15 protein-coding genes are annotated in these 19,897 nt (G+C 54.8%); 6 read left to right on the top strand and 9 right to left on the bottom strand.

The genetic code is table 11. The features are described from left to right. Position 1 precedes the first annotated feature (1 nt). Positions 2-1,924 carry a hypothetical protein gene (locus NZ823_05860; GenBank protein MCS6804658.1) on the bottom strand — a complete coding sequence of 641 codons (1,923 nt, stop codon included), beginning with the start codon at positions 1,922-1,924 and terminating at the stop codon, positions 2-4. Between the two features lie 1,172 nt (positions 1,925-3,096). Continuing rightward, positions 3,097-3,606 (bottom strand): RNA chaperone Hfq, encoded by a 510-nt coding sequence (locus NZ823_05855; GenBank protein MCS6804657.1) that lies wholly within the window; start codon positions 3,604-3,606, stop codon positions 3,097-3,099. Positions 3,607-3,971: 365 nt separating this feature from the next. Between NZ823_05855 and NZ823_05850 the strand changes: the two genes are divergently transcribed. Next, positions 3,972-4,622 carry a LemA family protein gene (locus NZ823_05850; GenBank protein MCS6804656.1) on the top strand — a complete coding sequence of 217 codons (651 nt, stop codon included), beginning with the start codon at positions 3,972-3,974 and terminating at the stop codon, positions 4,620-4,622. A 70-nt stretch (positions 4,623-4,692) separates the two neighbouring features. Here the strand turns inward: NZ823_05850 and NZ823_05845 are convergent, their stop codons facing one another. Next, positions 4,693-5,181, bottom strand: coding sequence for a RecX family transcriptional regulator (locus tag NZ823_05845; protein ID MCS6804655.1), 489 nt, complete (start codon positions 5,179-5,181; stop codon positions 4,693-4,695). Positions 5,182-5,299: 118 nt separating this feature from the next. Here NZ823_05845 and NZ823_05840 point away from each other — a divergent pair, with 118 nt between their 5' ends. Then, positions 5,300-5,464 carry a zinc ribbon domain-containing protein gene (locus tag NZ823_05840; protein ID MCS6804654.1) on the top strand — a complete coding sequence of 55 codons (165 nt, stop codon included), beginning with the start codon at positions 5,300-5,302 and terminating at the stop codon, positions 5,462-5,464. A gap of 92 nt (positions 5,465-5,556) precedes the next feature. Continuing rightward, positions 5,557-7,314: a DNA polymerase gene (locus NZ823_05835; protein ID MCS6804653.1), complete on the top strand. Its 1,758-nt coding sequence runs from the start codon at positions 5,557-5,559 to the stop codon at positions 7,312-7,314. Between the two features lie 54 nt (positions 7,315-7,368). Here NZ823_05835 and NZ823_05830 read toward each other — a convergent pair whose 3' ends face one another. The 6 genes from NZ823_05830 to rimO form a co-directional block, all read right to left on the bottom strand. After that, a complete protein-coding gene (locus tag NZ823_05830) occupies positions 7,369-8,838 on the bottom strand; it encodes an amino acid permease (GenBank protein ID MCS6804652.1) in 1,470 nt (489 codons plus the stop codon). Positions 8,839-9,052: 214 nt separating this feature from the next. Next, on the bottom strand, positions 9,053-11,503 hold the full coding sequence (gene gyrB, locus NZ823_05825) for a DNA topoisomerase (ATP-hydrolyzing) subunit B (protein ID MCS6804651.1): 2,451 nt from the start codon (positions 11,501-11,503) through the stop codon (positions 9,053-9,055). 201 nt (positions 11,504-11,704) lie between these two features. After that, positions 11,705-12,811, bottom strand: coding sequence for a DNA replication and repair protein RecF (gene recF / locus NZ823_05820; protein ID MCS6804650.1), 1,107 nt, complete (start codon positions 12,809-12,811; stop codon positions 11,705-11,707). A 399-nt stretch (positions 12,812-13,210) separates the two neighbouring features. Further along, positions 13,211-14,461 carry a competence/damage-inducible protein A gene (locus NZ823_05815; protein ID MCS6804649.1) on the bottom strand — a complete coding sequence of 417 codons (1,251 nt, stop codon included), beginning with the start codon at positions 14,459-14,461 and terminating at the stop codon, positions 13,211-13,213. Between the two features lie 7 nt (positions 14,462-14,468). Then, positions 14,469-15,011: a phosphatidylglycerophosphatase A gene (locus NZ823_05810; GenBank protein MCS6804648.1), complete on the bottom strand. Its 543-nt coding sequence runs from the start codon at positions 15,009-15,011 to the stop codon at positions 14,469-14,471. A 45-nt stretch (positions 15,012-15,056) separates the two neighbouring features. Next, positions 15,057-16,388 (bottom strand): 30S ribosomal protein S12 methylthiotransferase RimO, encoded by a 1,332-nt coding sequence (gene rimO / locus NZ823_05805; protein ID MCS6804647.1) that lies wholly within the window; start codon positions 16,386-16,388, stop codon positions 15,057-15,059. Between the two features lie 193 nt (positions 16,389-16,581). On the opposite strand from rimO, the gene NZ823_05800 reads away from it, so the two are divergent. The 3 genes from NZ823_05800 (at position 16,582) to NZ823_05790 (ending at position 19,880) form a co-directional block, all read left to right on the top strand. Further along, positions 16,582-17,709, top strand: coding sequence for a site-2 protease family protein (locus NZ823_05800; GenBank protein ID MCS6804646.1), 1,128 nt, complete (start codon positions 16,582-16,584; stop codon positions 17,707-17,709). 287 nt (positions 17,710-17,996) lie between these two features. Beyond that, entirely contained in the window at positions 17,997-18,905 is a 909-nt protein-coding gene (gene cdaA, locus NZ823_05795; GenBank protein ID MCS6804645.1) for a diadenylate cyclase CdaA, read from the top strand. Positions 18,906-18,908: 3 nt separating this feature from the next. Next, on the top strand, positions 18,909-19,880 hold the full coding sequence (locus NZ823_05790; GenBank protein MCS6804644.1) for a CdaR family protein: 972 nt from the start codon (positions 18,909-18,911) through the stop codon (positions 19,878-19,880). Positions 19,881-19,897: the final 17 nt, after the last annotated feature.

Raw genomic sequence — 19,897 nt, 5'->3', positions numbered from 1 at the left:
GCTAATGCTTATTTTGGTCCGGCGTCTTTGAACCTGGAAGCTGAAGCTTGGCTTTTCTCTCCCTGGCTTGCTCAAGTTGGCCGCGAGCCACAGCAATCTGGGTGACTAGCCGCAGCGGCGGCTTTTGCAACGAGGCTACAGCAAATGTTGTGCGATGAACATCCGCTTTAGTCAGTCTGTAGGCCAATTGCTCCAGCATTGAAATCAGATTGTCTGGCGCGATGACGTGACCCATGCCGAACCGCTTGGTGTTGATTTGGAAATTTGCTTCGCTGGGACACTCGATGTTACCACTTGATTCGTTCATCGCCGTCGCTGCTTGAGTGAAGGCTTCAAAAGCGCGGTCGGTCTCCAACAAGGCGAGCGTATCCGAAATGAGCAGTAACGAACGCGCTTTTCCTGGTGCGCCAGGTAATTGCTTAGCTCTAATAAGGGCTTCGCTGAGCGTGGCCAACGCCGCATCTTTCTGCTTTTGCTGACCCAGATGTCGAGCAATTGCAATCAAGCCCAGGATCAAACGTTCAGGATTGGTCAGCGCGAGTGCGCTCCGGCGGGCTGTTTCCAGGTCGTTGGTTTTGATCGCGTGTTGCACGCTCAAATAATTGACATAGTCGGACGCTTCGGCTTTCAACTTCAGATTTGCCAGTTTAGCCAGAATCTCCCAGGCCTTATCAAACTGATTGGCCTTGACTGCTTCACAGGCGGCGTGGAAAAGCAGGCTGTCGCGGTCTTCAGGGTTGAGTGTTTTTTCGGCTTGTTGGAGCAGGTCTTCGACTCGTTGTTCTGGATTAGCTGACTGGCGAGTGAGCATCTGCTGGACATCCTGTTGCTCCTTTGTGGACAAGATATGTGAAAGTTGGCCGATGAGCGCCTCAACTAATGGGCCGTTGTCTGGACTGTACTGCATCACGTAAGGTTGAATCGCCTTGAGGGTGTAAAAGAAATCCCAAGGCCCACAAAGCCAATCAGGCGCGGAGGGTTTTGTCGGGGCCGGGCTGAGTATTCTTTGGACATTCCACGCAATCACGCTCACCAGTACGTTCAGGTATGCGGTGACGTGCATTGCCTTGACCGGCTCAGTGCCATAGTTATAGCGCGCCGTAAACGGTATCTCTGGATGCGTGTAACTACCCAGTCTCACGAGTTCGTGAAGACATTGAGGGGGATGCCTTAAAGTAGCGGAGAGGGCTTGCTCGAAGAGCGCATCGGCCAGTGCGCCATCCTTCTTTCTTACGTAGGCCATGAACATGATGAACGGTGAATTCAAACCCTCGCGTAATGTGGAGGCCGCCAGCTCGGCAGCCTTTTGGGGGTCTTGATCAAGTAGGGAAATGGCGTGTGCGAGCAACGCATCTGACGAAGGTGGCTCAGCCGGCGTTTCTTTTCTCTCTTTTGGTGGTTCCTGGTTCGAGGCAACGCTTTTGACCAACTCCTCGGCTAAGCGTAAATCCAATCTGGAGATTTTGGTAATGACTTCGTGCCTGACTTGTTCCACTGTGTACGCCCGGGCGCAGGAGCGGCTCTCTTCACTCGGTTTTGGACTGGCCAGCGATGTCGTTTGCTCAACAGCCATGCGGAAAAGCTTGCGGGCGTAAGATTGGTCAAAGTCCCATATCACTTCGGCAATGGATGCATAACTTCGAATCCGGGTTATGGGATCATCCAACGCCTTTGTCACATCAACAAGCTGGTTGAGTGAGTTCAAAGCTTGAGCAATCTCACGTTCAATAGCTTGTATGGCCGCTTCGTGGTCAACTTGACCGGCTTGTGTGCCTTTGTTCTCCGAAGATGCCTGTGCTTGCGTTGCCTTCTCCTGGTTCTCCTGTTTCAAACCAATAGAGCAGGGCCATACACCACTCACGGGCGCCAGTTGTTGCCAAAAAAGCAATGCGATCACGAGAGAGAATCGGATGTTCATGTTCATACAGCCTCCCTTGCCAGCTTGGTATTTTAGTAGTTCGCTTGAGGAAAAACAGCGCCCGACAAAAAGAATGTCAAAAGGAACCCTACCTTGACATACGCGACAGAGAGTTTTCTCATTGGACTTTCCTCCTGGAGATGTTTTGACGTTTTTCATTTTACGTCTTTTTTACGTCAAGAAAATTCTCAAACTTGGAAGAACTATCTGCAATTCATCAACCTTTCCCATCTCACGACGATGAAAATGAAGCCACCGAGGCCACAAAGGCCACCGAGGAGGATGCTCTACCAGCTAGTCTGGAAAAAAGCCATGTGTGGGAGGCGCAAAGGAGCGCACCAGCAAGAACGCCCCAGGCAACACTGTTCGGTTTCTGTGCGCATTGGTATTACGTCCAAGTGCTACGCTCGTTTCTGTTAAGCCGCGCCAGCGGCGCATGCGAAGGTAGCCAGAGGTGCAACGTCTGGGAGAGAAAACGTCCAAGCTCAGCGTGCGCCGCAGGCGCAAACAGCAGGTCGCCAGACGTGCAACGTCTGGAACAGCAGGTCAAACAATCGTGGCGCGTTGCAGACGCACCAGGGCCAAGCGTTTGTGCGCTGTGATTGGCCACCTTGAACGGGCTGGTGAGGGAACGGTGGAGACCCTTCACGGCGCGATGCATTAGATCAGTTTGCGAACGAGCTTACCCTGGGAACACACGCCCAGCGTGCCTCAGCCCGCAAGGTGCAGGCCTCCCGGCTAAGTGCAATTGAAAATCGCTCTAGGGGATGACGGCTCCCAGACGTTGCGGGTCTCACTACCCGCTTGCGGCGTCTACCGCCGCTCCTGCAGCACGCACAGTTCAAAAGGCCAAACGCCAGCTTAGACGGTGAGCCTCGGCCTACGCTCGTGTGGGCGGCTGCCAAGGCCGCTCTGGGGGCCGCTCAGTTGAAGACGCCAAACTTCAACAGAGAGTAAACTCATTATCGCTCGTTTGTCCAGAAACGAATCTGTCTGATTGTTGCTTGGTTCAGTCAGCCTCGGCGCTCAATCAACAAACCAATAAGGTTTGAGATGAATCGTCGCCATCCGGTCGCTATCGAGTCAGGCCTGACCGACAGCACATGCGACTCACAACAACGATTCCGCTAGAGCCGCTCTCCGGTCGTCATCGAGCTGAGTGTCAGCGAGGGCGACGATTATGACTCATCGTCATCTTGCTCTTCATCGCTGCTGTCATCTTGCTCAACGTCATCCTCGTATTCCTCTGTCTCTGCTGCCTCTGTCTCTTCATCTACTTCGGCATAATCTTCTTCAGCAGCGGCTTCAACTTTCTTCTCTTGCTTGTAGAGATATTTGATGCTGTGTTTGAACACGAGCAGATTCGGCTCGCCGTTGCGATGAATCTTCAAGCACGCCTTGTCGTACCACTCAATGTTACCGAGAATCGTCTCCCCGTCTTGCAAGACAATCGCCATGGGTGTCTTGGCTTCCATTTGTTTGCGGTAATAGTAATTCTCCGCATGAGTCTGCTCGGGCGGTACACGTTTGCCGCCGCTGCGCCCGCGTTGTGAGCTACTGCGCTCCTCGCGGTCGCGTCGGTCCCGCTCACTGCGGACGAGCGTTTGATCAAAGTCTCGACGGTTGGCGTAATCCGCACTCCGAGTCGAGTAATCCGAATACGATGATCTCAAACTGCGTCTGTTCACAGAACTGCCTCCTGATTATTTTCTACCCTCAATTAGCTTGTTGGGGGAGAAATTACGCATTAATACTACCTCATGACCCTCAGGTTAGCAAGTGGCATTTCGATTTGGCCGCGATGGGCCCGACTCAGGCACTCATCTGGTAGGTGAGCGGGCCATCCCGCTGCGCTCCAGATGCTGGTGCAGCTTGACGGCACTGGCCAGCCAACCGTCTGGTATCCAGACGTTGGCGCGGCTTGACAGCACTGCCTCGCCAATCATCCGGTAGGCAAGTTCCCCTTGCATGATGACCAAATCATGTAATAATAGAGCCGACATGGTGAGGGGAAAATTAACACACAACGCCCAGGAAACGATGGAGGAACGCCATGAGTGATCTATTCGATCAAGCACCGGAAAAGCAACGCGATCCATACCGTCAGGAGTACTATCGCCAACAACAGGAGCTGGCCCAGCAACAATCGCGCCGGCGCACTGCCTGGATCATCGCTGCTATAGCCATCGCTGTGCTCGCCATGGGGAGCTGCGCGAGCTACAACAACCTAGTTAGCAAACGTGAACGAGTGCGCAAACAATGGTCACAAGTGGAAAATGTAATGCAGCGGCGTGCCGACCTGATCCCAAACTTGGTCGCCACCGTCAAAGGCATTACTAAACAGGAAAGCGAAATCTTCACCCGGCTGGCTGATGCACGATCCAAGCTGCTCAGCCCGACGGCAACGCCCGCCGAAAAAGTGCAGGCCGACCGGCAACTGAGCGTACAAGTTCTCTCGCTTGTCGAACAGTACCCTCAATTGAGATCGAGCGAGAGCTTCAACCGGCTGATGGATGAACTGGCTGGAGCAGAAAACCGCATCGCGCAAGAGCGCCGGGTCTACAATCAAATCGTCGAAGAGTATAACGTTTCAACCTCTCGGTTCCCAACTGTGCTAGTGGCCAATTTATTCGGCTTCAAGCGCGAGCAAGACTACTTCAAGGCCACAGAAGATGCTAAACAGGTTCCGGCTGTGCAGTTTTAATGGCGCATGGTCAACCTCATGAGTGACCATGCCCTGCTGAGCATGTTGAGCACTCAGCGGGCAGACGGACTTAATCTTGATCGAGCGGCGTCTGGCAGACTGCCTCAACCTTACGACGGACAAGTTCGGGCGCAAAACCCAGTCGTATGAGATAATCGAATAGGCTTTTGGCTTCTTGACGGTCACGCGGGCGGCCTCGCACGCGAAGGCGCTTAGCAATGGCACGGTCAATCAATTCTTCTTCACTCGATTGTTGGTAGGCGTCACTGACGGCGGCCTCAATAATCGGCTGGGGAACTTTCCTATGGGCTAACTCCCAGCGTAATCGGCGGCGGCCAAGCGGTCGCTCATGCAAACGCGAGGCACTATAATCGGCAGCAAATTGCTCGTCATCCAGATACCGCCATGCTTTCAGTTGCGCAATCACTTGGTCAACAACCTGCTCACTGACAGCCCGGGCTAATAATTTCTCGCGCAATTCAGCCACCGTGCGCGATTTCACTGACAACAGTTTCATCGCGCGGGCCATGACCTTTTCGTAATCGTCCGGTTGCTGCATGCGTCATATCAAACCACAGCCCTTCTGGCCTGTCAACGTATCCCCAAAACGATGAAATCTGCTATCATTAACCCGTCAAAATTATCATTTTAATTCACTGTATGGAGGACAAACACCTATGCCAGTTTATGAATATCGTTGCACCAAGTGCCATAAGAAATTTTCTTTGACGATGACGATCGCAGAACACGACACCAAGAAGGTGAAGTGTCCCAAATGTGGAAGCAGTAAGGTGGAACGAGAGCTGGCGGCGTTTTATGCTATCACGTCGAAAAAGAGCTAGCCCTCCGTTAGGCTTTTGGTCTGCGGCGCTGGTCTGGGCCGCGAGGCCAAAGACCCCGATTGGCTAAGCCAAAAGCCGACAGGAAAGCTTGAGTGGCACACGGGCTGATCATGGCGTATCAACTGCTCAGCACGCCTGCGGCCGTCGCTGAAGTGGTCCAGCATCTGGCCAATCAACGGGCGATCGCGGTTGATACCGAGACGACCGAGCTAGACCCCTTCCGGGCGCGGGTCAGACTGCTGCAGTTGGCGACGCCTGAGCGTGTGTGCCTCATTGACCTCTTTCAGTTACCCGCCGATGCGTTGGCGCCGGTCAAACTGCTGCTTGAAGCCGAACGCCCCACGAAAATCCTCCATAACGCCAAATTCGATGCCAAGATGCTCCGGCATCACTTCGGCATTGAACTGAACGGCCTGTTCGACACAATGCTGGCCGCTCAACTCATTGGCGCGGGCGACACGACTCAACGGCACAGCTTGGCCGAACTTGCCTCGCACTACTTGAATCGTCAGCTAGACAAGTCACTGCGCGCCAGCGACTGGTCGGGCCAGTTGACACCAGCGATGCTCAACTATGCGGCTGAAGATGTTGCCGTGCTGCTGCCACTACGACAGGCGTTGATTGAAAAGATCAAATCGCTGCAACTCGTTGACGTTGCCAAACTGGAATTCGATTGCGTGCTGCCAACGGCCGCCATGGAGCTAGCCGGCATGCATCTGGACGCTCAGCAATGGCAACGCTTGGTCAACCGCTATGAGAAAAAATGCCGCCAACTGGAGACCGAGATCAAACAAACACTCGCTGCAACCGGCTCGCAAATAGACTTGTTTGGCGAGGCCGACATCAACCTGAGCAGCGCCCAGCAGGTTCAAGAAGCACTAGCCCATCTGGGGATTTCCATTCATAGCACGCGTGAATGGGAATTGGAATCCCATATCGCCGAGCATGCAGTTATTGCTCAACTCATTGAGTATCGCCATGCGCAGAAATTCCTCAGCACGTATGGACGGTTGGCCGAACATATTCATCCGGTGACCGGCCGCATTCATGCCGATTTTCGTCAAATCGGCACGCCGACAGGGCGTTTCGCCTGCAGCGATCCCAATCTTCAGCAAATTCCTAACATACCCGATGTGCGAGCATGCTTCAGCGCGCCGCCAGGCCGGCGGTTGATCGTCGCTGATTATTCGCAAATCGAGTTATGTATTCTGGCCGAGCTTTCCCGTGATCCGAAACTGCTGGAGGCGTTTCATCAGGACGTAGACCTGCACCGCGCGACGGCCAGTCTCATGTTTAACGTGCCGCTTGATCAAGTCACCAAAGAGCAACGAGCCACTGCCAAGGTGATTAACTATGGGCTCATGTACGGCATGGGCGCGGCAGGATTGGCTGCCCAGATACAAACATCAGTGATCGAAGCGGAGCGACTGATGAATCGCTACTTTGAGATTTATCGCGGCGTCGCCCAGTGGCTGCGAGCGGCGGCAGATACAGCCGTCGCCGTCGGCCACAGTCGAACGCCGCGAGGGCGATTATGGAACTTTCGCTTCGACCCGCGCGACCGCGAGCAGGTGGCCACCGTTCAACGCCTCGGCAAAAATGCACCGATTCAGGGCTGTCAAGCTGACATGCTCAAACGGGCCATGCGGGTTGTGTATGACGCGCTGAAGCCGTTTGACGCTCACATCGTCAATTCAGTTCACGACGAACTGGTGATCGAAGTTGACCAAACGGTCGCGCAAGAAGTCGCTGAGCTGGTTTATGACCGCATGGTTGCTGCCGCTCAAGAATTCATCAGCGCCGTCCCCGTGCATGTGGACGTCCATATCGGCCACGATTGGACCAAGTAGACAGGCCGCAAACCCGACCAGAGCCCAAACCGGTCAGCGTTGGATCAACACAGCTCAACTGCCATTGGATTCACGCAGCCGGCTGCGCCGATAGCCGTAGAGGAAATAGATCGCCAGGCCGATGCCCATCCACACACCAAACCGAACCCACGTTGCCCATGGCAAACTGATCATCAAGTAGAGACAACTGATGATTCCCAGCAATGGCACAAATGGAACCCCAGGACAACGAAACGGGCGAGGACGATCAGGGTCTTTGTAGCGCAACACAATCACACCAGCGCACACCAATACGAAGGCGAACAGCGTGCCGATGTTCGTCAAGTCGGCTGCCGCTGCGATGTCGGCAACGCCGGCTAACACCGCGACGAACACGCCCGTCAAAATTGTGGGCATGTACGGCGTTTGATAGCGCGGGTGCACCTCAGCGAATTTCTGCGGCAGCAGCCCATCGCGGGACATCGAGAAGAAAATGCGCGGCTGCCCGAGTTGAAAGACCAACAGCACGGCTGTGGTTGCAACAACGGCGCCAAATGCAACTATGCCTGCGGCCCAATCCAGATCCAAATGATTCAGCGCCTTGGTCAATGGTTCGGGCACGTTCAATTCCGTGTAAGGGATGAGCCCCGTCAGCACGGCGGCCGTGGCAACGTACAGCAACGTACAAATCGCCAGCGATGCCATCATGCCAAGCGGCAAATCGCGCTGCGGATTTCGCGCTTCCTCGGCTGTGGTTGAGATCGCATCAAATCCGATATAAGCGAAAAAGACGAGCGCCGCGCCGGTCATGATGCCGGACCAACCATTGGGCGCAAACGGCGTCCAGTTATCCGGTTTGACGTACATCGCGCCGACGACAATGAAAAACAGCAGGATGACCAGCTTGAGAACAACCATGACGGCATTGAAACGGGCGCTCTCTTTAATGCCGATGACGAGCAACACGGTGATCAACATCACCACCAAAAATGCCGGCAGATTGAAGATGATGGGAATACCAAACAGGTGAGGCGCTTGGCTGACGATCTCAGGATTCTGGAGTCCTATGTTGTAACTGGTCGTGAGCCATCGCCACCCAGAGGCATCTAGACCAAAGCCACGCAGCAGCTCCATGAAGTATCCAGACCAACTAATCGCCACGCCGATATTGCCAACAGCATATTCGAGGATCAAATCCCACCCGATGATCCACGCGATCAATTCGCCGAGTGTCGCATAGGCATACGTATAGGCGCTGCCAGATATGGGAATGAGCGAGGCAAACTCAGCATAGCAGAGTGCGCAGAGGCCACAGGTGATGCCGGTGATAATGAATGACACAATGAGGCCTGGCCCAGCGCCCGGTCGCAGCGCATCGCCTGCCGCAGCCGTTCCGGTCAGAGCAAAAATACCGGCGCCGATGATCGCGCCGACGCCCAGCGCCGTGAGGTCCCACGCGCCGAGCGCCTTCTTCAAATGCCGTTCGCCAGCTTCGCTTTGAGCCAATATCATATCAACCGACTTGGTTCGAAAGAGATTGCTCATGACTGATCTTCCACCTCCCCGAGCAGTAAATTTGGAGGGCAGACGATAACGAAGCTTGCTGGCAATGTCAAAAGGATTTGCGCGCCAGAGACGTTCGTCTCCGGCGCGGCTGATCTATCGAAGTAGCTGGTTACGTGTGGGGCTCAAATATCGAGGTTCCTCACATCCAAGGCGTGCTGCTTTGCCGAAACGCCCAAGCTCTGCGCCCTCCAGATCAAATATCGAGGTTCCTCACATCCAAGGCGTGCTGCTCGATGAACTCACGGCGCGGCTCAACGGCATCCCCCATGAGGATGGTGAAGATTTCATCTGTCTCGACGGCGTCTTCAATGCGCACCTGCAGCAGCGTGCGACGCTCCGGGTCCATCGTCGTTTCCCACAATTGCTCAGGATTCATCTCGCCCAAACCTTTGTAACGTTGAATTGTCAGGTCTTTTTTCGCAATCGCCAACACGCGACCGAGTAGTTCGTTGCGCGATTCAACGGATGACTCCGTACCGTCGTGCCTGAGCAGATAAGGGGGTCTCATAAGCTCATGCAGTTCACGATAGAACCCGACTGCTTTCTGAAATTCGACGTGCGTGGCCAGGTCCCAATCAATCCGGCACGTGTCGTTCAGGCTGGTGCCGACCTCAAGCCCGTAGAGGCCGTGTTCTTCGTCTTGAAACAGGTCCGTACGATAGCCGGCTTCAACCAACTGTTGCTCGAGTTGACAGAGCGTCTCGCTATTTTCAAACAGTTGGTGAAGAGACATGCCGGGCCGTAGCAAGCCTCCCTCGCCAACCAGCGCGTCCAGGATCAGATCAACCAGTCGAGGGTCCTGCAACCGCCGTTCGAGCTTACCTCGGTAGGTATCGAACTCCACCAATTTCTCCAGCAACCGCGCCAGCTCGCGATCACGGATCACACGGCCGGTTCGAGCCACAATCAGCTCAATCTCGTCAGCCGCCTTCCCCATCAAGTAACGCATCATCTGCTTCTCGTCGCTCACGTATTTTTCCGTCTTTCCTCTCTTAACTTTGAACAACGGCGGCTGAGCGATGTACAAGTGACCTCGCTCGATCAATTCAGGCATCTGGCGATAGAAGAACGTCAACAGCAAGGTGCGAATGTGACTGCCATCAACGTCGGCATCAGTGGTAAGAATGATGCGGTGATAGCGCAATTTGCTGCTATCGAAATCATCCTTGCCGATGCCAGTTCCCAGCGCCGTGATCAGCGCGCGAATCTCCGTGTGACTGAGCATCTTGTCATAGCGAGCTTTCTCCACATTGAGGATTTTGCCTTTGAGCGGCAGGATCGCCTGAAAGCGGCGGTCGCGACCGGACTTGGCTGATCCGCCGGCGCTGTCCCCTTCCACCACAAACAGCTCGCATAAGGCTGGGTCTTTTTCCTGACAGTCGGCCAGCTTGCCCGGCAACCCGCTGCTCATATCGAGCGCGCTTTTGCGACGTGTCAAATCGCGCGCCTTGCGGGCGGCTTCGCGCGCGCGGGCGGCTTCAATGGCTTTGTTCAAAATTCGCTTGGCCGTGGCCGGATTGCGCTCAAACCAGATACTCAACTGTTCTGAAACGAATGACTGAACAGTGCCGGAAATCGGGTTAAGCAGCTCACGTTTTTCATTCCCCTTGAACTGCGGCTGAGGAATCTTGACACTGAGCACGGCGACCAGTCCCTCGCGGACATCGTCGCCGGTCAGATTCTCTTTGACATTCTTCATCAGCCCAGACGATTGAGCGTACTGATTCAGCGTGCGCGTCAGTGCTGTGCGAAATCCTGTCAAATGCGTGCCGCCATCCACTGTGTTGATGTTGTTGGCGAACGAAAAGAGCGTCTCCGAATAGGAGTCATTGTATTGCAGCGCCACTTCCACCGTCAGGTCATCCTTTTGCGCTTGGAAGTAGAATACATCTTTGTGCAGCACATTTTTGTTTTTGTTCAGATGACGGACAAATTCAGCGATACCGCCTTCATACTGGAATTCGCTTCGCCGTTCCGGCGTCGTGCGTTCATCCACTAACGTGATGAGCACCCCACGATTCAAGAAGGCTTTTTCACGCAGGCGCTGCGCCAGCATTTCAAAACTGAATTCTGTCGTCTCGCGGAAAATCTCCGGATCGGGCTTGAAACTGATGCGCGTTCCTCGCTTCTTGGCCACGCCGGTCTGTCGTAACGGTCCGGTCGGCACGCCGCGCTCATATTCCTGCTCGTAGACGTAGCCATCACGCCGGATTTCCAGCCGCAACCACTCGGAGAGAAAGTTCACCACACTGACCCCCACGCCATGAACGCCGCCCGATACTTTGTAGGCATTAGCATCGAATTTGCCGCCGGCATGCAATTCCGTCATCACCACTTCAGCGGCTGAGCGTCCCTTGGGGTCGGTCGGATGTTGATCCACAGGGATGCCACGCCCGTTGTCTTCGATGGTGATGGAATTATCCACGTGAATGGTTACATCAATTCGATCACAATATCCGATCAACGCTTCGTCAATGCTATTGTCCACAACTTCGTGAACCAAATGATGCAGTCCAACTTCATTGGTCGGACCGATGTACATGTGTGGACGCTTGCGCACTGCCTCGCGCCCTTCCAGCATCGTGATCGAACGGGCTGTGTAGTCGCCGCCTGAGTCGGGCTGAGCTTCTTGCGGCTCCGGCATACTCTGTGTGTCAGCGGTGTGTTGTTCAGCGCTTGCAGCGACAGCTTCGCCTGTTTGCGAAGCAACGAGTACCACGCCACCCGACGCTGCTGCTGCCGGCTGAACATCTTGATTGGTAGATTCAGGCTTCAAAAACTCGTGCGGTTGGCTCATACGATTTTGCTTCCCTTCTCTTCATTCTTTCGACCGCTTGCTCACTGGCTAGGCGTTCGACTCGACGATTATCCGCCCATCCTCAACCCGAAACACGTCGGCGCGACCAAAGTAGCTCGTGGCGATCTCCCTTTTGGAGGTTGTGAGGAATGTCTGCGTCTTGTCGGAGAGGTAATCCAGTAACACGTCAATTCGCCGTCGGTCCAATTCTGCGTCAACATCATCCACCAAGAAAACCGGGTATTCATGAGATAAGGCATTGTACACGGAAATACGAGCTAAATCAAGTATTAACAATGCGCTACGCTGCTGCCCGGCGCTTGCAAAACGACGCACATCGCGACCATCAAACCGGATTTCCAGATCGTCACGATGAGGCCCGACCAGCGCATAGCCGACGGCCAGCTCTGCATCCCATCTGAGCTTCAGGCGCTCGCTCAGCAACCCAGCATACTGGTTCAACTGACCGTGCCCTTCCAGCGATGATCTGTATCGAACATTGATCTGTTCTTGTCCGAACAGGTGACCATGCAATGCTTGTTGTAGCTTTTGGGTGTAATCGGTTCTGGCGTGGTGTATTTTCGTGCCGTATTGAATGAGCTGCTGATTCCAAACGTGAAGTTGTTCAATCAGCGACGATGAACGGCTTCCTTGGGCGATTTGGCGGAGCAGATGATTTTTCTGTTTGATGATTCGATTGTAGGTCCCCAGCACATGCGCGTAGGTCGGGTCCACGCTCATCGCTCCCTGATCAAGAAAGTGGCGACGATGCTCCGGCTCGCCACGAATGACGTTCATCTGCTCCAACGAGCAGATGAAAACGGTCAGGTGAGACAAATACCGGCTGGACGGCTCACGCTTGCCGTTGACGAATAACGCTTTGGATCGCGGCGTCAACTGTATGGCCAACTGCTTTTCTAACTCATGTTGCCGGACCTGCGCCCGTAGAATGGCTTCCTGTTGATTATGCAACAGCGTCTCGCTCAACCGCGCCGTGCGAAACGACGTCGTTGTAGCTAACAGATGAATCGCTTCCAACCAATTGGTTTTGCCTTGCGCATTGGAGCCATACAGGATGTTTAACCGGCTGGACGGCTCGAATTCATCCTGCACGATATTGCGGAAGCACTGCGCTTGCAGTTTGGTAATAATCATTTTGGCTGCATTGTAACATAAGGCTTCTATTCTGACCATTTCATCCCTTGAGAATGTGGCACAGACATTCCTGCCTGTGCCCTTTTTCTGAGGTGTTGTTTCAGAAGCGAAAGGGATTGAAGGATATGAACCACCAAGCAATGATTCACATCTTCAATCCACATAATGAAGCCGTGGTGCGGCGTTTGAATCGAGGTTGAACGGTCTTGCCAAGAGAAAACTGCGACGCTGGTGCTGGTCATCATCGGCGGCGCTTTCTCCGTCCGACATTCTCACTCGCAGGATCGTGCCTGCGCCGTCGCAAGCGCGCGTTAGCTCATTTGAGTTTATCTAACACCTGGGTGATAGATATACCGTGACAGCGTTGTTCGACCCAGAGCTGATCGAACGGTTGAGAGATCAACCGATGAGCGTGCGGCGAAGCCAATCCAGGGCAAATGTTGTCGTCAATTCTCTGACGCGCTCGCGGTCGCCGGGGATGCGCAGCTCTTTATGCTCAACCCGATCCTTCAGCGCAAGGCCGATGTAGACCAGTCCGACGGGCTTTTCTGCTGTTCCGCCTTCAGGCCCGGCGATGCCCGTCACGGCCAGTCCGATGGTAGCGCCCATCTTGTGTTGGACGCCTTGCGCCATTGCTTCGGCGACTTGTGCGCTGACCGCTCCGTGAGTTTCAATCAGCGTGGCAGGGACATCGAGCCACTCTACCTTGACCTGATTGGCATAGGCCACTACGCCGCCGATGAAGTAGGCAGAACTGCCTGGCACGTCGGTCAATCGTTTGGCAATCAGGCCGCCCGTACAGCTTTCGGCCAGCGCCACCGTGTAACCACGCGCCACACACAACTGCTTAATGACTTGCTCCAGTGACGCGCCATCGGTGGAGACGACGTTTGCGCCGAGCTTCTCTTCGAGCTTGGCGGATAACTCGTTGATCAACGACTGGGCTTCCTCCATCGTTGAACCGGTCGCCGTCAGATGCACTTCCAAGCCGGTCAAGCTCGACAGAACCGTTGTCGTTGGATTGCTGTATGCTCGGTAAATCGGCGCGATCATGTTATCCATTGCCGATTCAGTCAGCCCGCCGACGCGCAGTTGGCGACGAGCCATGAAAAAGCCCCGGTACCGTTGGCGCAAGCGAGGTAGGGCTTCGCGCTCGAACATCGTCATCATCTCGCCGGGCGGTCCTGGCAACAAAACCATCACGGTATTGCCATCCTCAATAAACTGGCCCGGAGCCGAGCCGCGCGCATTGGGCAAAATTTCTGCGCCCTCGATCACGTCCGCTTGCCGTTCGTTATTGGGCGTCATCCTGAAACCATATCTGGCGAATCGTGCACGCAGGCCTTGCAACAGCTCTTCACTCCGAATCAGCTTGCGCCCCAACACAGCAGCGAACGCCTCGCGTGTCAGGTCATCTTCGGTCGGACCGAGGCCGCCGGTTGCGATGATAAGGTCAGCCGATTGTGTGGCCACACGCACACACTCGACAATGCGCTCCAACTCGTCGCCAACGACCATCTTCAGCTTGACGTCAATGCCGAGGCTATTCAATTGTTCGGTTAAATAAAGCGAATTCGTATCCGTGCGGAATGGCGTCAGCAGCTCCGAGCCGACTGCCAGAATCGCAGCGACAAACGGTTTCTTTTCCATGATCGCTTCACCCAAGGAACCAGCGTTGAAGGCCGACTAACGCAATCGCGCCGTAGATGCCGGCCATCAGGTCATCAGCCATCACGCCGAGGCCGATTTTCAATCGTTCCAATTGACGCACCGGCGGCGGCTTGACAATATCGAACATGCGAAATAACGCCCACCCGATAGCCACGAAGAGCCACAGCGCCGTTGGTGGCTCAAGGCTCCAGGCCAACCACAACGTCACAAACTGGCCGACGATTTCATCAATCACAACACATGGCGGATCATGCTGCCCGAGCCTCTGACTCATGCGCGTGGCTGCCCATACGCCGAGCGCGCTCAGGCCGACTGCCGTGATCCATCCGAGCGTGACAGAACGTCCGACAGCCCAAAACAACGCCACACCGGCGAGCGAACCGACCGTCCCCGGCGCAATTGGAGAATACCCCAATCCGCCGCCGGTCGCTACCCAACGCGCCACGACGTCAGCAAACCGAGCCGCGTGCGCCTCTGTCCCCTCTTCGACATGAGCCGCGCGGCCGGCGCTCTGGCGCTCAGTACTCATCTTGTGTTGGTTCATCACAAACCACGCTTGCATGCGCCTATCAACTCACACAATCCTCCCCAAGAGATCGTGCGCAAAGGCGCGAGTGATTTGCACAGTGACAAACTGGCCTGGTTCAACTGCGCAATCATCAGGCATCTCATTGATCAGCACACATCCGTCAATCTCCGGCGCTTGCGATTCCAGCCGGCCTTGCAACAGATACTCAGATTCAGGTGAGGTCCCTTCCAATAACACACGTCGGCGCTGACCGACGAGCTGACGATTTTTCTGCTTGGAGATGCGAGCCTGTTCTTGCATCAAGATGCGGCGTCGCGCCTGAGCGATTCGTCGGGGCACTTTATCGGGATGCTCAGAGGCGCCGGTGCCCTCTTCATCGGAATAGACGAACACGCCGACGTGATCAAATTGGATTTGTCGAACGTGATCAAGCAATTCTTGAAACTCCTCTTCGGTCTCGCCGGGGTAACCTGTAATAAAGCTGGTACGCAACGCTGCATGAGGAATGCGTCGGCGAATGCGTTCGACCAAGTGTTCCAGCGCAGCGCGTGAACCACCGCGTTGCATGCGATGCAAAATCCTCTGGCTGACATGCTGAAACGGAATGTCAAAGTACTTGCACAACGTCTCTTCACTGGCGACGACATCGAGCAGCTCATCGCTGATGTGGTGAGGATAACCGTACATGAATCGGACCCAGGCCAGGCCGTCAACCCGCGCCAATCGTTTGAGCAACTCTGCGAGTCCGTGACGCAGGCCCAGGTCCTCGCCATAGTGCGTGGTGTCCTGCCCAACAAGCACAATTTCGCGCACGCCTTGCTCGACCAGTCGGCGCGCTTCCTCAACGACCGATTCAGGCCGACGACTGCGCATCGGGCCGCGCAGTCGAGGAATGACACAAAAGTCGCAACGGTGATCGCAGCCTTCGGCAATTTTGATATAGGCGGTATATCGCGGCGTCGAGAGCACGCGCGGGGTCGTGTGATCGTACAAGTACGGCGTCGGCCCAACTGCTCGCGCTGGGTTGGCTTGATCCTCACAGGCGCGAAGAATCTCTTCAACTTCGTTCGTCCCTAGCACCGCATCAATTTCCGGCATCTCATGAACCAACACATCACGATACCGTTCAACCAAGCAGCCTGTCACAATCAGCTTGCGACATCGGCCGGTCTGTTTCAATTGAGCCATTTCTAAGATCGTATCAACTGATTCTTCCTTGGCCGGATTGATGAACGCGCAGGTATTCACCACGATGATCTCTGCTTCGTGTTCATCAGCCGTCAGCTCATATCCCCGCTCTTTGACCAGCCCCATCATCACTTCGCTATCCACTAAATTCTTCGGACAGCCCAAACTGACAAACCCGATCTTCTTCATGTTGTGGTCTCCGAAAACATCGCTCTCACCGGATTGCGACTCCAGCAAACCGCTTCAATGCAGCCGCTGGTAGGCAAACATTTGTGAAAAGATGGTCGCCCAGCCATAGAATCACTCGGCGACACTAAAGCCCCTACTATACCCCAAGATGTCTACCTTTATCTAGACGGGACGGATATGCTACTTTTGCTGCATGTCAATCCGACTCAAACCGATCACCGTCGCGCGAGTTTTTGGTATCCCGGTCAAGTTGAGCTATGGTTGGTTTCCCGTTTTTGGATTGCATATCTACGCCGTTTCCGCTCACTACCTGCCACACCATCTTCCCTATCAAACAACGATCGAACATTGGGGCTTGGGTGTGTTGACAACGGTGCTGCTGTTTTTGTCGGTGCTAGGTCATGAACTGGGGCACGCATTGTTTGCGCGAGCTGAGGGACTGAAAATTTATGACATCACTCTGCACCTGTTTGGCGGATTGGCGCGATTCGATCGCGAAGCTGATACGCCGCTGGGAGATTTCAAGATTGCGGTGGCCGGTCCGGCGGCCAGTTTTTTGCACGGCTTGATGTTTTTCGTGCTAAACCAGCTTAGCATTTACGTCCTGCCATCTCGTTCGGCAGCCCTGCTGACCAACTATCTGGCTCTCACCAATCTGATTCTGGCGCTCTTCAATTTGCTGCCGGGCTTCCCCTTAGATGGCGGTCGCGTGTTGCGAGCCTGGTTGTGGCATCGGCATGGCGACTTTTTTGCGGCGACGCGATGGGTCACACAGGCCGGGCGAGGTATCGCCTATTTTCTGATCGCGCTTGGCGTCTTCTGGATGCTCACCTGGAAGACGAGCGCCGACTTGTTCATCGGCGCATGGGCGATGTTCGTCGGCGTCTTCTTGAAAGACGCCGCTCATGCAACGCTGCGCCACCTCAACGCAGTTCACCAGGCAGCCCACTTGCGCGTCGCCGACGCAATGAAACAATCAGCCATAATCCCACCAGCAATGACCATTCAACAGCTCGTGGATGACATCCTGCCGGTTCATCGTCAGACGTCGTTTCCTGTCTGCCAACAACGGCGTTTCATCGGCGTGATCCTACTGGAGCGATTGCGGCAGATTCCACCGGAGCAGTGGTCAACACTGACGGCTCAAGATGTCATGCTGCCCACAACAGCCAACATGCTACTGCATCCATCCACCCCACTGGGCACAGCGCAATCGCTGCTGCGTGATAATCAGGTCGGTTGTGCCGGCGTGCTGGACGATGCCGGACAATTTGTCGGTTTCATTAGCTTGCTGGAAATTCATAAAAAGCTCGTGTCGTGAGTCGGGGTCCAGGGTCCGTCGTTCGTGATTCGTGATTTGTGATCCGTGGTTCGTGGTCCGTGATCTGTGATCCGTGATCTGTGGTCCGGGGTTCGTGATCCGTGATTCGTAGTTCGTAATTCGTAGTTCGGGGTTCGCGGTTCGTGGTTCGCCGTCCGTGAGCCAGGTCCCGTGAATTATTCCTCTTCCATCCTTGATCCGCTTCCTCAATTGTGGGTGGATTTCGCGTTGCAACCAAAGGTTCAATGCTTGATTCTGCTCCTAAGCAAAGCCATAATAGGCACGTGATGAATTTCACGCGGTTATTTGCCCAAATTTCATACCGAGATGTGCTCGACGTGGCTGCTGTGGCGCTGATCATTTACGGTCTGCTTAAACCGATCAAGGGCACGCGGGCAATTCAAATCGTGTATGGCGTGCTGGTCGTTTGGTTGATCCATAGCGTTGCTGTGCGATATGAGCTGCGAAGCCTTGAATTCCTGCTACGACATGCCCTGCTCTACTTAGGGTTCGTCATCATTGTGATCTTTCAGAGCGAGCTGCGTTCAGCATTGATCCAATTTGGCAAATATGTGCCTCAACGCTTCGGTTTTCGTCAGGTGCGATTGTCGCGCGATGAATTCATGGTTGAAGAGGTCATCCTGGCGGCGACCACGCTGTCGGCTCAGCGCATCGGAGCGTTAATCGTCTTTGAGCGGGACGTCTCACTGGAACACTTCATGGATACGGGCGTGCGGCTGGATGCCCGCGTCTCCTACGATTTGCTGGTGACCATTTTCAACACGCGAGCGCCGTTGCATGATGGCGCGGTCATTATTCGCAAGGACCGTATCGCCGCAGCCAGTTGTTTCTTGCCGTTGACGCTCAATCCTTATCTTTCCAAAGAGCTGGGCACACGTCACCGAGCAGCCATTGGCATTACCGAAGATACGGATGCCGTGGCGCTGGTCGTATCGGAAGAAACCGGCATCACGTCACTGGCAATGAACGGCGAGATTAAGCGACACCTGGACGCGGCGCAGTTGCGTCTCGCCTTGCACGAGGTGTTGTTGCCGCCAAGGCGCTACCGGCGTGAAGCGGCCGCTGAGACGTCCGCGCTCACCATGCCAAAGCCAATCCTGACCACATTAACAAACCGCGCCCTGATGTGGAAGGGGCTAGGATTTCGCTCACGTGTCTCCGGCACTGAAAAATAGGTGATGGCAGAGCAGAGTTGGCAACAAAAACTGGACGAGTGGCGCTCCGTGTTGCTAGAAGCCGTCGAGCGGTTTTTCACCGAGAATAAATCACTCAAGCTGGTCTCTCTGGGCATTGCTCTGCTGATGTGGTTCACACTGTCGCAACAAGGCGAGCGCGACCGCACCATCGAGAACGTCACTGTAGAGATCATCAATCGCCGCTCCGATACGATGGTCACCGCTGTCCCCATCAAGGTGGTAGACATCCGTGTGCGTGGCCCTTTGTCTGTTGTGACCAATCTGAGTCGAACAAACGTTCGCGTGGTGATTGACGTGACGGCAATGTCGCCGATGAATCATTTGATTTGGCTGGGAGCAGCTCATGTGCGCTTGCCCTCGGAGGCTGAAGTGCTCAGGATTGATCCGCCGAACATTCCTGTGCTGGTTGAATCGGTCGTGCGCCGGTCTGTTGCCGTTAAGCCCGTGTTTGATCTGGAACAATTACCCGCTCACCTGGCGATTGCCGAGTATCAGATGAATCCGTCTCAGGTCAATATCAGCGGTCCGGCCTCCGAGATTGACCCGGTGCAGCACGTATTGACCCAACCGATCACACTCCCACCGGTTCAAACCGACGCTTCGCTGACTGTCTCCTTGCAACAGCCGGGACCGCATGTGACACTCACGCCGTCACAGATCAACCTCACCATCCGCACGGATCAGGTCGCGGAAAAGCAATTTCCTCAGATCACGCTGCCTTCGCTGCCACGCAATCTTGCGATTTCTGCCACCAGTGTGACCGTCACGTTGAAGGGACCCAAGAGCTTGCTTGACAAAATGGGGCCGCAGGATATGATTGTGAAACTCGATGCAACGACGTTTTCAAAGGATGGTCGTGAAGTTTCTCCGAAGGTTGAATTATCCGAACGCTACCGCGAGCTGGTTAGCGTGTTGTCCGTTCGACCGGAGAAGCTGATGATCACAGCTCGATAAGCAAGAGAGGCGCTGGC

Source organism: Blastocatellia bacterium, assembly GCA_025054955.1.
In the GTDB taxonomy this organism is placed as follows: domain Bacteria; phylum Acidobacteriota; class Blastocatellia; order HR10; family J050; genus JANWZE01.
Note: the sequence above shows the minus strand (reverse complement) of the source record. Positions and strands in the feature narration are given on the sequence as shown.

Coding starts and splice junctions, on each gene's coding strand:
- gyrB (MCS6804651.1), bottom strand. CDS start 11,503: ATGCCGGAGCCGCAAGAAGCTCAGCCCGACTCAGGCGGCGACTACACA.
- NZ823_05815 (MCS6804649.1), bottom strand. CDS start 14,461: ATGGAAAAGAAACCGTTTGTCGCTGCGATTCTGGCAGTCGGCTCGGAG.
- rimO (MCS6804647.1), bottom strand. CDS start 16,388: ATGAAGAAGATCGGGTTTGTCAGTTTGGGCTGTCCGAAGAATTTAGTG.
- NZ823_05810 (MCS6804648.1), bottom strand. CDS start 15,011: ATGAGTACTGAGCGCCAGAGCGCCGGCCGCGCGGCTCATGTCGAAGAG.
- NZ823_05840 (MCS6804654.1), top strand. CDS start 5,300: ATGCCAGTTTATGAATATCGTTGCACCAAGTGCCATAAGAAATTTTCT.
- NZ823_05845 (MCS6804655.1), bottom strand. CDS start 5,181: ATGCAGCAACCGGACGATTACGAAAAGGTCATGGCCCGCGCGATGAAA.
- NZ823_05790 (MCS6804644.1), top strand. CDS start 18,909: ATGGCAGAGCAGAGTTGGCAACAAAAACTGGACGAGTGGCGCTCCGTG.
- recF (MCS6804650.1), bottom strand. CDS start 12,811: ATGATTATTACCAAACTGCAAGCGCAGTGCTTCCGCAATATCGTGCAG.
- NZ823_05800 (MCS6804646.1), top strand. CDS start 16,582: ATGTCAATCCGACTCAAACCGATCACCGTCGCGCGAGTTTTTGGTATC.
- NZ823_05860 (MCS6804658.1), bottom strand. CDS start 1,924: ATGAACATGAACATCCGATTCTCTCTCGTGATCGCATTGCTTTTTTGG.
- NZ823_05830 (MCS6804652.1), bottom strand. CDS start 8,838: ATGAGCAATCTCTTTCGAACCAAGTCGGTTGATATGATATTGGCTCAA.
- NZ823_05850 (MCS6804656.1), top strand. CDS start 3,972: ATGAGTGATCTATTCGATCAAGCACCGGAAAAGCAACGCGATCCATAC.
- cdaA (MCS6804645.1), top strand. CDS start 17,997: ATGAATTTCACGCGGTTATTTGCCCAAATTTCATACCGAGATGTGCTC.